This window comes from Natrinema sp. 74 (genome assembly GCF_046097095.1).
GTDB lineage: Archaea > Halobacteriota > Halobacteria > Halobacteriales > Natrialbaceae > Natrinema.
Genome location: NZ_CP175698.1, coordinates 3,037,427 through 3,052,145 on the forward strand (window position 1 = coordinate 3,037,427; position 14,719 = coordinate 3,052,145).

Consider the following 14,719-nt stretch of genomic DNA (forward strand, 5'->3'; position numbering starts at 1 on the left):
GCTATCCCTCGCGGTACTCGACGCCCTTGCCGCCGCGGGGGTGTTCCCACTCGGTGTCTGCGACGATGGCGCAGGTGCCACACTCGACGCAGGGCTGGGTGTCGAGGCTGACCAGGGTCTCCTCGGTGCCGTTGGTCTTGACCGTCTCCGAGCGATAGCAGCCGCCGCCGAAGTCCGCGGCGCTGACCGGGCAGGCGGTGACGGCTGCGCCGCTGGCGTCGAATGACTCGTCGAGGAGTCTGATGTGGGGGTTACCCACGTCCGTGTCGTAGGTCAGGTCGCCGATCCGTTCTTCGAGGCTCGGCGGCTCGATCTCGTTCTCCCAGTGGATCGTCTTGCCGTGTTCCTCGGCGATCAACGTCGGCAGGGAGACGTACCCGGTCTTCGTATCCGGGAGCATCGACACGAGGAACGGCGAGTTGTAGGCGCGCTCGAGCAGCCGATCGGCGATCGGGTTGCCGACCGCCAACGAGCCGATCGGCGAGTCGAGCACCCGCTCGACGGCCGCGGTGACGGCGTCGCGCTCGCCGACGGTCCGGCTGAGGTCGTAGCGCCGGGGCCGGAGCTTCTCCATCGTGCCGGCGTCCTCGAGCATCTTCGTATAGCGGCGGCCGGCGGCCTCAGGGTCGGCGCTGCCGCGGGTGACGGCGAACGCGTCGGCCGCGAGCGCGCCCGCGGTGACGGCGTGGTTCATCCCCTTGATGATCGGCCCCTGTGCCTGCATCTGGCCGGCGGCGTCGCCGACGAGGACGAGCCGATCGCGGTAGGGGCTGCGGTGGGCCACCTTCTTCGAGTCGGGGACGAGCTTCGCCGCGTACTCGCGCTCGTGATACTCGTTTTTGAACCAGCCCGCCAGTAGCGGGTGCGTAAGTAGGGCGTCCAGAAGCTCGTGTGGTTCCGCCTCCCGCTCGAGGAGGCTGTCGAGGTGGAAGACGGCCCCGATCGACAGCGAGTCCTCGTTCGTATAGAGGAAGCCGCCGCCGCGGACGTCCTCGAAGAGGTCGCCCGAGAACAGGTGAGCGGCCCCCTCGTCGGGCTCTAAGTCAAACCGGTCGTCGATCGCGTCGGGCTCCATGTCGACGACCGCTTTGACGCCCTGGAACCACTCGTCGGGTTCTTCCCAGTCCATCAGGCCGGCCTCGCGGGCGAGTTCGGAGTTGACGCCGTCAGCAGCAACGATCAAATCCGCCTCGATCGGGTCGAGTTCGTCACAGGTGACGCCGACGATCTCGCCGTTTTCGCGCAAGAGCCCGTTGACCCGTACGCTCGTCAGGACGCCGCCGCCGGTCTCGCTCGTCTTCTCGTGAACGCGGCGCTCGAGCCAGGAGTCCATCTCGCGGCGCAACACGGCGTCACACCAGTCGGTGTCGTGCTCGTGGAGGTCGACCAGATCGTAGGTCTTGACCGCGTTCCCGGCGACGTTGTGGATGTAGTAGTCTGTGACGGGGCGTTCGGCGGCCGCCTCGCGGAAGCCGTCGAAGAGGTCGTCGATCGTGTAGGGTGCGGAGTCCTCGGCGTAGATCAGCCCGCCGGAGACGTTCTTCGAACCCGCTTCGGTCCCGCGCTCTAAGACGAGCGTTTCCACGCCGTGGTCGGCCAGCCGGGACGCGGCCGCGGCCCCGCCGGGGCCACAGCCGACGACGACGGCCTCGTAGTGCTCGTAATCGTCGGTTGCGGCTGCCATCAGTCGTCACCCCCGTCAGCGACGGCCTCGGGCTCGAGTGCCGTGTCACCCGACTCGACGGCCTCGGTGAGCCGCGGGAGGACCTCGAAGAGGTCGCCCTCGATGAAGTAGTCCGAGAAGTCCCGAATTCGGGCGTCGGTGTCTGTGTTGATCGCAACGATGGTGTCGGACTCGTCCATCCCGACCTTGTGCTGGACCGCTCCCGAGACACCGGCCGCGATGTAGAGGTCGGGCGCGACGACCTGCCCGGTCTCGCCGATCTGGCGCTCCTCCTTCGAGTACTCCTCGACGTGACCCTCGAACTGGTAGGAGGAGGTGACGATCCCTCTGGTGATGCCGAGTTCGGCGTTCTCGAACGCGTCGACCAGCTCGAGGCCGAGTTCCATCCCCTCGGTGGGGTCGTCGGCGATCCCGCGACCCAGACAGACGATCACGTCGTGGCCGGTGAGGTCGATTCCGGCCTCGAGTTGGTCGTAGTCGCTGATCTCGACGCGGAACCAGTCGTCGTTCAGTTCCATGTCGTGTTCGACGACGAGCCCCTCGCGGTCGTAATCAGGTTCCATCGGCTCGAAACTTCCCGGAATGATCGACGCGCCCTGCGGGTGGAACTCTCGACCGGGGTTATCAAGACAGAGGATCGTCGAGTACTCGAAGCCCGAGAAGTCCGGCCGCTTCATATGCAGGACTTTCTCGAAGATCTTCTTGACGCCGGGTTCACCGGTCTTGACCGGATTCGAGACCTCGTTTTCCTCGATGAACAGGTCCGAACAATCCGAGGCCAGCCCGGAGTCGAGTTCGGCCTGCACCTTCGCCGAGAGGTCCCGCCCGTTGTTCGTCGCCGGGAACAGCACGTACCGGGGTTTGTCGTAGTCGCGCCAGTCGGTGCTCTCGACGGTACCCTCGCCGCGGGCCATGTGCGCCGAAATTTCGGTGTAGGGCTTGTGGAGGAACCGTTCCAACCTGCGGTCGTCGTGGTAGACCGCCACGTCGGCTCCGTAGGCGATACACTCCTCGGCCAGCCCCTCGCAGTCGTCGCCCATCAGGAACGCGACGACCCGCTCTTCGTCACCGTACTCCGCTTGGAACTGATCCATCAACTCACGGGCCTTGCCGAGCATCTCCCGCGAAACCTCGAGCAACTCGCCGCCCTGGGTCTCACAGAAGACCCACATGTCGGCGTACTCGCCGTCCGCGAGCGCGCGGACGTGTCGCTTGTCGCGGGTGGGATGGGAGAGGTCGTCGTCCTCCTCGGCTTCTGTTTCCGGTTCGGACTCGTCTTCCTCGGTCGATTCCGCCGCAGATTCTTCCTCACCTTCGGCCTCCTCACCGACATCTTCGGCCGTCTCCTCGTACTCGCCTTCGGTCTCGGTGCCCTCCTCGATCCCCTCAAGGTCGGCACCGATCTCCATGAGCCGATCGCGGACCGCCTCGCGGGCCGTCGTCCGGTCCTGCCCGGTCCGCTCGGCTTCGAGGACCGCTGTCAGTTCATCCTCGTCGTCTACGCTCTCGAGTTCCTCGATCAGTTCGTCGACGGTGTAGTCATCGGGATCTAGCGTCGTCATTTCAATCACCCGCCTCCGCGGCGTAGGGTTGCATCTCCTCGAGCACGTCGTCCATGCCGTCGTCGGGGTCGATCATCGTCGCCTCGCGTTCCGACGGCGCTTTGGGGATCGGGTCGACCGACGAGACGATCGTCGGGGAGCCGTCGAGCCCGATGTAGTCGGGATCGAGGTCCAGATCGACGTGATCCCACGTCGTCAGGTGCTCGTCGTGTTCGGCCGCCCGCTCCTCGGTCTCGGCCCGGAGCTGTTTGTGCGTCAGCCGGTGGGAGGCCTTCCGATAGGTCGGCTCGAACTCCGGATCGGTGACGACGAAACACGGCAGCGGCGCTTCGACCGTCTCGATCTCGTCGACGTCGCCCTCGACAAGCCGTTTCGCGCGCAGCGTCCGCTCGTCGGGATCGATATCGAGCGCGACGACGTGAGTGACGATCGGCCAGTCCATCGCCCAGCACGTCTGCGGACCGGTCTGACCGGTCTCGCCGTCGGCTGTCTTGAACCCCGCGAAGACGATGTCGATGTCGGCGACCTCCTCCTGATACGTCTCGAGGCCGGCGGAGAGCGTGATCGCCGTCGCCCAGGTGTCGGAAGCGGCCAGTTCGCGGTCCGAGAGCAGGTAGCTGTCGTCCGTGTAGACCGACTCCATCGCACCTTTCAGCACGTCGGCGTACCCCGGCGGACCCATGCTCATCCCGCTGACACGGCCGCCGTGGCGTACCTTCGTCTGGAGCGCGGCCTCGAGCGCGAACGCGTCGTTCGGATTCATCACCGTCGGCGTCTTCCCCCGCTCGAGATGGCCGTCCTCGTCGAACGAGACGGCTCCCTCCGAGAAGTCCGGGACGCCTTTCGTCAGCACGATCGATCGCATGGATACCTCCATCGGCCGTGTGTGGTTGACTGTAACATGCCTGTTGCACACTATCATGTTATCAGTGTTAATAATAGGGGTGAAAATCGCCGAGAGAGTAGAGCGCTATAGTCGATTCGTGCAGTGAAAACCGTCGTAATAGGGGGTAACGACAGGAAGTGGCATCCTGTATGGTTCCGCCACCGATCGGATCCCGGAACGCCGTGTCGTCGGTGCGCTTGGACAAGCGACTTGGGAAATACTCGGCGAACCGAATCGAACCCCTGTCCGCGGGAGCGACTACTCGCGTTCGCGTTCCGTCGTCCCCATTGTGATCTCACCGTCGGACCGAATCGTGCCGTCGATCTCGGCGTCAGGACCGAGCTCGAGGTTGTCACAGGAGACGTCGCCGAGGATGCGGGCGTCGCGTGCGATGGTGACGTCGCCGTCGCGGGTGGTCAGGTCGCCGTGGATGCGGGTCCCCTCGGCGACGGAGATGTCGCCGCGGGCTCGGAGGCTGCCGAAGATATTGCACGTGCGGCCGACGTCGATCGTCTCCGCGCGGACGTTGCCGTGGAGCCGGCAGTCGTCGCCGATCGTCGCCGGGGTCGAGACACGCCAGGCGTCGTCGCCCACGGTCGCGTTGCGGGGGATCACGAGCGGTTCCACGTCGGACTCGTCGTCTTCGTCGTCGACGAGTTCGGAGACGAGCCGCTGGGCGGTGTCGTCCTCGCCGATCAGGAGGAGATGCTTGAGGTAGACGAACAGAAAGACGATCGTCGGCATCGGGTTCCGAATGACGATCCAGCCGTTGGCTTCGAACCCCTCTTCGATCTCGACGTCATCGCCGATATCGAGATCGCCGGCGACTTTCAACTCGCCGCCGATGTGCACGCGCTCGCCGATGTAGGCGTCTTGACCCACTAGAACGTTTTCGGCGACGTCACACCACATGTCGAGCCGACAGTCGCCGTCGGCCTCGATGGCCCCGCCAAACTCGGCCGACTCGCCGGCCAGCACGTTTCGGCCGCGGACGCCGAATCCGACGGTCGCACGCCCGCCCACGAGGACATCCCCGTCGGTCACGAGGTCGCGTTCCTGCGCTTCCGTCCCGTCGGGAACGACGAGTTCGTCGAGCGGATCCCTGCTGAAGGCCACACTCTCACCCAAAGGGAGCACCACCTAATAAACCTCGCGCGTCGTCAGTCGCCCGTCTGACGCCCGACTGCTCGTTCGTTCGCGTCGGTCACCGTCGACCGGACCCACCTCCCTTTTACACTCCCACCGCATACCTCCGGCCATGACTACGCTTGCGTTCGACGACGACGGCGTCGACGTCGTCTACGAAGGCACCGAGTTCCGCCTCGAGCGGGATCTCATCGAGGAGGCTACCGAAAAGTCCTACTACGACATCACCGACCACGAGGTGCTGAAGATCGTCGCCGAACAGCCCAACCTGCAGGGGGAACCGCGCCGCATCGGCGACATCGTGAACTGAGCTTTTCGGACGCTGGTCGAGAACTCGACCCGTCGCTCAATAGACGACGTGTAGTAACACGAAAACGACGATGCCCAGCGAAAAGGAGATTAGCCACAGCGTCGCCGCGACGCGGCCGACGCGGGCGTGGCTCGTCCGCCGGAGTTCCGCGATCGGACGCGAGAACGCGAGCAGGAGGACGTAGTAAAGCAGCGGAATACAGACGATCGCCAGCAGAATATGGATCGCCAGGATCGGCAGGTAAACGAACTGGTAGACCGCATCTGGACCGGGAAACGGCTGCGGGCCGCCGGTCGCCGTCAGCCGGTAGAGATACAGCGTGAGAAAGCCGACGAACAGGCCGAACGAGGACAGCATCGCGACGCGATGTCGGTCGACCTTGCCGCGTCGGATCGCCCGCCAGCCGACCGTGATCGTCCCGATTGCTACTGCACTGATGACGGCATTGACCAGCGGAATCGCCTCGAGTACCCACTCCGGCGCGGCCGGCACGCTCGAGGATGGGATTCGGCCGCCCGCGGCCGCGAAGACCACCGCCAGCGACACCACGCTCAATACGCCGGTCAGCAGGCGCACGCGCTCTCGAGGGACATATTCCATACGTGCTCGTTCGAGCGCAACGGGAAAGTGATTACCGTCTCGGCCGCACGTCGGCCCCTCTCGGGCGGGTGACGCCGCTCGCTCGGACGACACTCGTCGCTCACCGACGGTCACCGAGCAGCGACTCGAGACGGTACTGACAGTGACTCGAGACGGAGCTCGGTCCTGTCGCTCGTCGGAAATAGCGTCGGAAAGGATTATGCGTGGGTGATGTCCACGAAGGGAAATCACCTGCATCGGTTGCGGTGGAGCTCAGCCACCTGTGCGATGCGTGGGACCGGATTCGAACCGGCGGACCCCTACGGGACAGCGCCCTCAACGCTGCGCCGTTGGCCTGGCTTGGCTACCCACGCTCGCTGTCTCTGTCTGCACTCAATCGTATCCAGCGTGATTATAAAAGCCCTTTCCTTTGGGTCGGCGACTGCGGCCGGGTCACACGGGGGATCCGGTCGCCGTGTGACAGGTCTCCCGACTGCTCGAGCTGCCGATACGTAGATACCGGCGGCGCAGCCGGGTCCACTCCTGCCGACGCGAGCCGTCACCGTCCACGGGAGACACAAAGGTTTCAACGCTCGAGGGACAGTTTCGACCGATGACACTGCCGGCGGTTCGGACGCGCGCGCTCGCGGGAGCGGCTGTCGTCGCCGGGCTGATCGCCGCGGGGCTGCTCGTCTCGCCGTCGACAGTGCTGAAAGCGGTCGACTCGCTGGCAGCGGATCCGGTCCTGTTCGGACTCGTCGTCGCGGGACTCTACCTCGTGCGGCCGTTGCTCGCCTGGCCGACCACGCCGTTGGCGGCCATCGTCGGCTACGGGTTCGGCGTCGCGGCCGGCGTTCCGATCGCGCTCGCCGGCGTCGTCGTGACCGTCTTCCCGGTCTTCTTCGCGGTTCGCTGGCTCGTCACGGACGACGAAGAGGCTACTCGAGCAACCGAGCCCGAGCCCGAACCGGTCGCGGGCGACGATAAGAGCGGGATCCTCGAGCGGGCCGGCAATACCGCGACGCGCTACTACGACGCGACGGGGCCGCTACGGGGCGTCACCGCCTCGCGGCTGGCGCCGATCCCGTCGGATGTCGCGACGTGTGCCGCCGCGGTCAGCGACGTCGAACCCCGCCATCTGGTGATCGGCACGGCGGTCGGCGAGTTACCGTGGACGACCGCCGCGGTCGTCGTCGGCGCGTCGGCGGCGACGGTCACCTCGAGCGGATTCGGCGGGTTCGGTATCGCTCTCTCTGCCGCCTGCGCCGTCGCCGCCGGACTCTTGCTCGCCGGCCCGGCGTACCGCACGGTTCGTGCCCGAACGCGATCGGAACGGACGGACGAAACGGGTCGATCGGCCGACGGCTGACCGGTCGTCGATCAGCGAGCCAACAGCCGGCCCAGTGAGGAGAGCGAAGAACGCAGACAGTGTTTTGCCGTTCGAGACGGCGAGTCGCCAGCGGGGCTCACCCGTCGCTGTCCTCGATCAGCGAGTCGCTCAACTCCTTTAGGTCAGACTCGAGTTGCTGGTAGCTCTCGGTGTCGGTCAACTCTTCGACGGCGTGGCCGTCTTCGAGCGTCTCCATCTTGTTCGAGAGTGACTGGAGCTCGCGCCGACCGTCGTCGCCGTAGCGCGACTGGACGCGGAGGTTCTCGATGATCCGGGTCAGCTGTGCCCGCGTCACGGGTTTCGTGACGTAGTCGTCGACGTCCAGTTCGACGATATCGAGTCCGGGGTCGACCGCGGTCACCATGATCACCCAGCAGTCATAGCCCGCCGCCCGGATCTCCTCGAGCACGCGATCGCCGGTGATATCGGGCATGTGCCTGTCGAGCAAGACGACGTTGACATCGGAGCTCACCTTCTCAAGGGCGGTCTGTCCGTCGTAGGCGGTGAGTACCTCGTAGTCTTCGCCGACCCACATCGCGTAGAGATCAGCGAGTTCTCGTTCGTCGTCGACGACGAGGATCGTCGGTTGCGCAGACATAGAGATCAGTGATAGCAACCACTGACCCTCGTCTTGTAGGGGTACCGGGCGACTCACGCCTCGAGTCGGGCGCTGAACCAGCGGCTCGCTCGAGAGGAAGGGTCTCAGCGGAACGGATCGCTGCAGTCGATGATGACGCCGTGCTGGGGACAGACGTACTTACAGTGGCGGTCGTACATCGCCGCGTCGCAGTGGGGACAGCGCGGGCCGCCGCCCGCTCGGTCGCTCGGATCGTCCGCGTCGGGGTCACTAGCGGAGCCGTCCCTTCCGTCGGCGGTCATACGCCAGCTTTTCGCCGATCGATGCTAAGTGTGGCGCTTCCGGCGGTCCAATACGGACATGCGGCGAAAAGCCGACGGCAGAAAGAACGGACAGGTCGAAACGGGCTCAGTCAGCGCTCAGCACTCGCTCCAGCCACAGGACTCGCAGGTCTTGCAGCCTTCGGAGAAGTACAGCGACATCGAACCGCAGTCGGGACACTCGGGCGACTCGCCGGCGTCGATGAGATCCTGGGTCGTGTCGTCGGCATCCGCGGACGCACCGCTTTCCGCGGCGGCCGCGCCGCCGTCGGTCTTCGGACCGTCGTAGTCGGCGATCTCAGCGTCGGCCGACTCCTCTAGGGTCTGCTGTTTCGGGTACGGCTTGTCGATCTCGTTCTCCAGGTACCGGCGCATCGCGGTGCCGATGGCGTCCGGGATGGACTGGATCTGTTCGCCCTTGTCCCAGGCCACCTTCGGCGAGCGGGTACCACAGAGTTCGTCGACGATCTCTCCGGGGTCGACGCCCGAGCGCAGCGAGGTCGAGATGACCTTCGCCAGCGCCTCGGTAAAGGAGTTTGTGAAGCCGCCGGAGTGACCGATGTTGGCGAACAACTCGAACGGCTGGCCGGTATCGGGGTCTTCGTTGATCGTCACGTAGATCTTCCCGTAGCCGGTGTCGATGCGCTGGCTAACGCCCTGTAGGGCATCGGGCCGTTCGCGCTTCTCGGTGAAGTCGACCTGTACGGGCTCGGCGTCGTCCGCACCGTCGGCCGGCGAGCCGACGTCCGCCCCGAGGACCTCCTGTACGTCGTCGTTCTCGAGGAACTGCTCGAAGCCGCCGAAGATCTCCTCGATCTGCTCGGCGAGCGCTTCGGCGGCCTCGGTCTCGTCGGCGAAGTCGGTGTTCTTCGCGCGGGTCGTCAGCACCTGCTTGCTGCGGGTGCCGTCGCGATAGTAGGTGACGCCCTTGCCGCCGTGTTCGTAGATGTACTCGAAGACGTCCTTGGCGTCCTCGAGCGTCGAGTCGTTGGGTGCGTTGACGGTCTTCGAGATGGCGGAGTCGACGCCCGACTGACAGGCGACCTGCACGCCGGCGTGGTCCTTTGCCGAGAGGTCGCCGGTCGTGACAAACAGTTCGCCGATGGCGTCGGGCACGGTCGAGAGGCCCTCGACGCCGTTGAACTGGTTGGTCGCCATCTGCTCTTGGGCTTCCTCCTTGACGGCGTCGACGTCGATATCGTTGTCCTCCAGCACGCGGAGGAAGTAGTCGTCGAACTCGACCAGCATCTCGTCGCCCTGGACGTCGTCGGAGACGTTCTTGTAGTAGGCGACGTTGTAGATCGGTTCGCAGCCGCCGGTGGTGTTGCCGACCATCGAGGTCGTGCCCGTGGGAGCGATGGTCGTCGTGTTGTGGTTCCGGATAGGGAACCCGTCCTCCCAGTCGTCGGCGTCGAGGCCGGTCTGGTGCTCGAACCACTCGCGGTACTCGGTGGGATTCGCGTACTTGGACTTGTTCCACTCGTCGAAGCTCCCGCGCTGCTCGGCGAGTTCGTGAGAGGTCCACTTCGAAGTGTGGTTGATGTGGGTCATCAGCTGGCGCGCGACCTCGTTGGAGGCCTCGCTGCCGTACTCCATGCCGAGCTGGATGTACAGCTGGGCCAGACCCATGATGCCCAGACCGATCTTGCGCATCTCCCGGACCTTCTGCTCGATCTTCTCGACCGGGAAGTCGCTCATCGTGACGACGTTCTCGAGGAATCGCGTGCCCATCTCGATGCGGTGATCGAACTCCTCGAAGTCGACGGCGTCCGTGAGGAAGGCGTCGACGGCGTCCTCGAGCGAGTCGTACTCGTCGCCGTGCTCGTCGTACCAGACACGCCAGTCGGGCGCCTCGAGGTCCGCGAGCGTCGAGAGGTTGATGTGGCCGAGGTTACAGGCCTCGTACTCCTCTAAGGGCTGCTCGCCACAGGGGTTCGTCGCGAGGATGCGGTGGTCGGGGTGTTTCTCGACGTCGAAGGAATGTTGCTTGTTGACGCGCTCGAGGTAGATAACGCCGGGTTCGCCGTTCTCGTGAGCGCCCTCGACGATGTCGTCCCAGAGTTCTGCGGCCGGGATCGACAGCTCCTCGCCGACTTCGACGTGCTCGCCGAGGCCGAACATGTCGTACAGCTCCTTCGTTTCCTCGGTGGCAATGTGGGGCTCGCCCGTACGCGGGTTCGTGAAGGTGAATTCCTCGCCGTTTTGCAGCGCCTCCATGAAGTCGTCGGTGATGCCGACGGAGATATTGAAGTTCGAGAGGTGGCCCTCGACGGCGTTCCGGAGGTATTTGGGGACCTTCCCCTCGTCGTCGATGAGTTCGCGGGCCTCCTCGAGTGCCTCTTGGAAGGAGGTGTGCGTAAAGTCGTCGGGATCGTTCAGGCGCAGCGTCTCGGCCAGCGAGACGTCCTTGTTCTTGGCGTGGATGAACTGGATGACGTCCGGGTGGGAGACGCGCATGACGCCCATTTGGGCACCGCGGCGAGCGCCGCCCTGGGCGATCGTCTCGCACATCTGGTCGTACGTGCGCATGAACGTGATCGGCCCCGACGCGATGCCGCCGGTCGAGCCGACTGCGTCGCCGTAGGGGCGCAGGCGCCAGAAGGCATAGCCCATGCCGCCGCCGCTCTGGAAGACCTGCGCGGCCTCCTTGGCGGTCTGGTGGATGTCGTCGATGTCGTCCTCGGGGGAGTCGACGAAACACGCCGAAAGCTGCTGGAGTTCGTCGCCCGCGTTCATCAGGGTCGGCGAGTTCGGCATGAAGTCCAGATTCTCCATCATGCCCTGGAACTCGTCGGCGACGTCTTCGACGTGGGTGCGGATCTCGTCGGGGAGTTCGGGGACGACGGTGTCGTAGGCGAACTTGTTGACGTTGTAGATAGAAAGCGTGGTCTCGGCGTCGTCCTCCGTGGTGGTTCCCGATCCGAATACGTCCTCGGCCAACTCGTCTCGCCGCGGATGGTCGGGCTTGAGTTGGTCGGGTGTGACGGTGATCTCGCGGTCGCGCTTCTCGGCCTCGTAGACGGCTTCGGCTAGGGCGATGTTCTTGCCGACGCGGTCGAAGAGGTCCGTTTGGTCCTCGATGAGATCGCCGTCGGCGTTCTTTCGGAGGTAGCGAGCGGGGAGAATGTTGTGGTAGGCGTTGCCGGTCAGGCGCTCCTCGAGGGTGTCGCCCTCGGTGCGCTTGATCGGAAGCGTGAGATCCGCCGCGGAGAGTTCGGCGTCGCTCATGTGTAAGCCACCTCGTCGCTACCCCGTTGTTGCACGGTGATTCCGGTGTACATTCGAGTCCTTGCTCTCATCATTCGTGACGAAGGTCCGGTATTCATGCATCCATCATAAAACGTGGTGTTGTTGTCCCACTTTTATTGTAGTAGTACAAGTCTGGTTTCATAGATGTCTCTGTACCTTATCGTTTCTCGTTTTCCCGCGACCGGCGAGACGGCCGCCTGAGCGGTCATTGAGTCCTACGTCGCCGACCGCCTTAACGATTTTCAGACCGAATTGAAAGTGACCGAAAGAGACGGAACCCACGTCGCACGCCGGCGGTTTTCTCGTTTCCTCCCTCACGTTCCCGCTGTGAACACTAACCAGTCGTCGCGTCAGTAGCCGCTGATTGAAAGTCACGCTATCCAGAAAGATTACGGCCGTGCGGTGCGGAACAAGACATATGATCGATGCAATACTGTCGGCACCGCCGATCCTGCTGGCCCTGGCCGCCCTCGCCGCCTTCGCGGTCGCCGTCATCGCGATCCGGATCGCGATCAAACTGGCCGTTCGCGTTGGTATCGTCGCAGCAGTTGTCCTCGCGGCCCTCTATGCGGTCGGAAAGCTCGAGTTGATTCCCGGCGTCTGAGGACGGTCCCGGTCGAGAAGACGACCCAAGAGGTCCCAAAACGACACCCGGTTTCGATTCGAATGGCGCTCACTCGAGCGCCGCGAGGAAATTTTCGATCACGTCGTGACCGACTGCCGTGAGCACGCTCTCGGGGTGAAATTGGACGCACTCGAGGGGATACTCCCGGTGGCGGACGCCCATGACGAGCGTTTCGTCGCCGTGTTCTGCGGTCGCGGTCACGTCGAGGCAATCAGGGACCTCGGTCGCGATAAGCGAGTGGTATCGCCCCACCCGAACGCCCTGTTCGAGGCCGGCAAAGACGCCCTCGTCGTCATGGTCGACCGACGAGGCCTTGCCGTGGACCGGCTCGGGTGCCCGGCCGACCGTGCCGCCGTACTCGTAGACGGCGGCCTCGAGACCGAGACAGACGCCGAGCGTCGGCACGTCTGGCGTGATCTCCCGGAGGACGTCCATCGTGACGCCGACGTCGCGGTCGTTCTTCGGGTGGCCGGGGCCGGGACTGATGACGATCACGTCGGGGTCGACCGCTCGAATATCCGCGAGCGAGGCGGTGTTCTTCAGGACCTCGGTCTCGGTGCCCGACAGTTGGCTGACGTACTCGACGAGGTTGTATGTAAAGGAGTCATAGTTATCGACGAACAGGACGGTGAGTGGCTCCGCGTCGCCGTCGTCGGCCCTGTCGAGTCCGTCACTGCGCTCCTCGCCGACGGTCGCGGGCTTGCTCATCGGCTCACCTCCGGGGTCGCTTCGGTTTCCCGGTCGGGCGTCGCCCCGTCGGCGGGGAGTTCGATCTCCTCGAGCGCCGCGAAGACGCCGCCCATCTTCTGTTCGGTCTCAGCGTACTCGGCAGTGGGATCGCTGTCGGCGACCAGCCCCGCGCCGGCTTGGACTGTGATCCGCTGTCGATCTGCTTCGGTTTCGACGGTCGCGGTCCGGATCACGATCGCGAAATCCGCGTCGCCGGTCCACGAGTAGTAGCCGACACCGCCGCCATAGAGGCCGCGGGGTTCGGACTCGAGGTCGTCGATGATCTCCATCGCGCGGATCTTCGGCGCGCCCGAGAGCGTGCCGGCGGGGAACGATGCGCGGGTCGCGTCGAAGGCGTCTGCGTCCGCGGCCAGTTCGCCGGTCACCGTCGACTCGATGTGCTGGACGTGGCTGTACTTGAGGACGTTCATGAACTCGTCGACGCGGACCGATCCTGGCTCCGAGACGCGGCGCACGTCGTTGCGCGCCAGATCGACCAGCATCGTGTGCTCGGCGCGTTCCTTGCTGTCGGCCAGCATCTCGCCCGCAAGCCGGCGGTCCTCAACGGGGCTCGAGCCCCGGTCACAGGTGCCGGCGATCGGATTCGACATGACTTCGCGTCCGCGCACGGAAATCAGGGTTTCGGGGCTCGCTCCGACGACGGTCACGTCGTCGTGGTCGAGCAGGTACATGTACGGCGAGGGATTTACATCCCGCATCGCCTCGTAGAAGCCGAGAGGGTCGACGTCGCCGTAGAGTTCTCGCGTCCGCGAGACGACGCCCTGATAGATGTCACCGTCGAGGACGTGTTCTTTGGCCCGGCGGACGCTCTCCTCGTACGCCGCTTTCGGACCCGCGACTTCGTCCTCACGGACGAATCCACCGGTTTCGGGCCGGTCGGCTCCGGAGAGCGTCGCCGCGACCGAGGCGGCCTCCTCTCGAAGCGCGTCGTACACCACATCAGGATCGTCGTCGGCCTCGAGCACCGGCGTGAAGATCAGCGAGACGGTGCCGTCGCGCTCGTCGAACGCCAGCGTCTTCGTCGTCAGGAGAAACTGCGCGTCCGGGAACCGCGAGTCGGGCCGCTCGCGGCCGACTTCCTCGAGCCAGAGGTCGTAGACCGCGTCGTAGGCCAGGAAGCCGACCAGCCCGCCCTCGAGGTGCTGGCGGTCGTGATCGGGCATATTCTCGAGGCGCACCTCGGGCATCGCGGCCCGTAGCGCGTCGACGGTGTCGCCGTCGTCGGCGTGCGGTTCCGCGCTCATTTCTGCCAGCGGCGCGTCGTCGGACAGCGCTTCGACGGTGGCCTCGCCCGATTCGACCGTCACGACGGCCTCGGGGTCGTACCCCACGTACGAGTAGCGCGCATGGCGCTCGGCGTCTGCGGTACTCGGCCGGAAGGCACCGTCGGGGTCGCTCGAGGCGGTTTTCTCGGCGCTCTCGAGCAGAAAGGCATACGGCGCTCGTTCGCGATCGCTCGCCTCCGCCCGGCCGGTGAGTGCGGCGTAAGCGGCCAGCGGCGTCGTCTCGACCTCGAGCGTCGCGACGGTTCGGACGACGGCCGACCGGTCTTTGCGGTCCGAGCTCGTGCCCGCGTACTCGCCGAACGTTTCGCCGTCGATATCGAACGTCGGCGGCTCGGCGTCAGATCCTGTCATGGCG

General features: G+C 65.1%; 13 protein-coding genes and 1 tRNA gene. 3 read left to right on the forward strand and 11 right to left on the reverse strand.

Going from position 1 to position 14,719, the window contains the following annotated elements; all coding sequences use genetic code 11:
- Position 1: 1 nt before the first annotated feature.
- The 4 genes from ACJ70B_RS15155 to ACJ70B_RS15170 form a co-directional block, all read right to left on the reverse strand.
- Positions 2-1,684, reverse strand: coding sequence for an FAD-dependent monooxygenase (locus tag ACJ70B_RS15155; RefSeq protein WP_408957826.1), 1,683 nt, complete (start codon positions 1,682-1,684; stop codon positions 2-4).
- Positions 1,684-3,246 (reverse strand): electron transfer flavoprotein subunit alpha/FixB family protein, encoded by a 1,563-nt coding sequence (locus tag ACJ70B_RS15160; RefSeq protein ID WP_408957827.1) that lies wholly within the window; start codon positions 3,244-3,246, stop codon positions 1,684-1,686. The genes ACJ70B_RS15155 and ACJ70B_RS15160 overlap by 1 nt, the downstream gene beginning before the upstream one ends.
- Before the next feature lies 1 nt (position 3,247).
- The gene (locus ACJ70B_RS15165; RefSeq protein ID WP_408957828.1) at positions 3,248-4,111 is read right to left on the reverse strand and encodes an electron transfer flavoprotein subunit beta/FixA family protein; all 864 of its coding nucleotides are present in this window, start codon (positions 4,109-4,111) and stop codon (positions 3,248-3,250) included.
- Between the two features lie 279 nt (positions 4,112-4,390).
- The gene (locus ACJ70B_RS15170; protein WP_408957829.1) at positions 4,391-5,248 is read right to left on the reverse strand and encodes a polymer-forming cytoskeletal protein; all 858 of its coding nucleotides are present in this window, start codon (positions 5,246-5,248) and stop codon (positions 4,391-4,393) included.
- Positions 5,249-5,390: 142 nt separating this feature from the next.
- Between ACJ70B_RS15170 and ACJ70B_RS15175 the strand changes: the two genes are divergently transcribed.
- Positions 5,391-5,588: a DUF5800 family protein gene (locus ACJ70B_RS15175; RefSeq protein WP_408957830.1), complete on the forward strand. Its 198-nt coding sequence runs from the start codon at positions 5,391-5,393 to the stop codon at positions 5,586-5,588.
- Between the two features lie 36 nt (positions 5,589-5,624).
- Here ACJ70B_RS15175 and ACJ70B_RS15180 read toward each other — a convergent pair whose 3' ends face one another.
- Together ACJ70B_RS15180 and ACJ70B_RS15185 are read right to left on the reverse strand one after the other, a co-directional pair.
- Complete coding sequence (locus tag ACJ70B_RS15180) at positions 5,625-6,188, reverse strand: DUF420 domain-containing protein (protein WP_408957831.1); 564 nt, start codon at positions 6,186-6,188, stop codon at positions 5,625-5,627.
- Between the two features lie 268 nt (positions 6,189-6,456).
- Positions 6,457-6,541 (reverse strand) — tRNA-Leu (locus ACJ70B_RS15185).
- Between the two features lie 239 nt (positions 6,542-6,780).
- Between ACJ70B_RS15185 and ACJ70B_RS15190 the strand changes: the two genes are divergently transcribed.
- Positions 6,781-7,536, forward strand: a complete 756-nt coding sequence (locus ACJ70B_RS15190; RefSeq protein WP_408957832.1) for a VTT domain-containing protein — start codon at positions 6,781-6,783, stop codon at positions 7,534-7,536.
- 97 nt (positions 7,537-7,633) lie between these two features.
- On the opposite strand, the gene ACJ70B_RS15195 is transcribed toward ACJ70B_RS15190, so the two are convergent.
- From ACJ70B_RS15195 to ACJ70B_RS15205, 3 genes are all read right to left on the reverse strand, one after another.
- Positions 7,634-8,155 (reverse strand): response regulator, encoded by a 522-nt coding sequence (locus tag ACJ70B_RS15195; RefSeq protein ID WP_408957833.1) that lies wholly within the window; start codon positions 8,153-8,155, stop codon positions 7,634-7,636.
- Positions 8,156-8,259: 104 nt separating this feature from the next.
- Positions 8,260-8,436, reverse strand: a complete 177-nt coding sequence (locus tag ACJ70B_RS15200) for an HVO_2523 family zinc finger protein (RefSeq protein ID WP_408957834.1) — start codon at positions 8,434-8,436, stop codon at positions 8,260-8,262.
- Between the two features lie 117 nt (positions 8,437-8,553).
- The gene (locus tag ACJ70B_RS15205) at positions 8,554-11,682 is read right to left on the reverse strand and encodes an adenosylcobalamin-dependent ribonucleoside-diphosphate reductase (protein ID WP_408957835.1); all 3,129 of its coding nucleotides are present in this window, start codon (positions 11,680-11,682) and stop codon (positions 8,554-8,556) included.
- Positions 11,683-12,121: 439 nt separating this feature from the next.
- Between ACJ70B_RS15205 and ACJ70B_RS15210 the strand changes: the two genes are divergently transcribed.
- Positions 12,122-12,307, forward strand: coding sequence for a hypothetical protein (locus ACJ70B_RS15210; protein WP_408957836.1), 186 nt, complete (start codon positions 12,122-12,124; stop codon positions 12,305-12,307).
- A gap of 69 nt (positions 12,308-12,376) precedes the next feature.
- Here ACJ70B_RS15210 and trpG read toward each other — a convergent pair whose 3' ends face one another.
- Positions 12,377-13,036 (reverse strand): anthranilate synthase component II, encoded by a 660-nt coding sequence (trpG, locus tag ACJ70B_RS15215; RefSeq protein WP_408957837.1) that lies wholly within the window; start codon positions 13,034-13,036, stop codon positions 12,377-12,379.
- The gene (gene trpE / locus ACJ70B_RS15220) at positions 13,033-14,715 is read right to left on the reverse strand and encodes an anthranilate synthase component I (protein WP_408957838.1); all 1,683 of its coding nucleotides are present in this window, start codon (positions 14,713-14,715) and stop codon (positions 13,033-13,035) included. The genes trpG and trpE overlap by 4 nt, the downstream gene beginning before the upstream one ends.
- Positions 14,716-14,719: the final 4 nt, after the last annotated feature.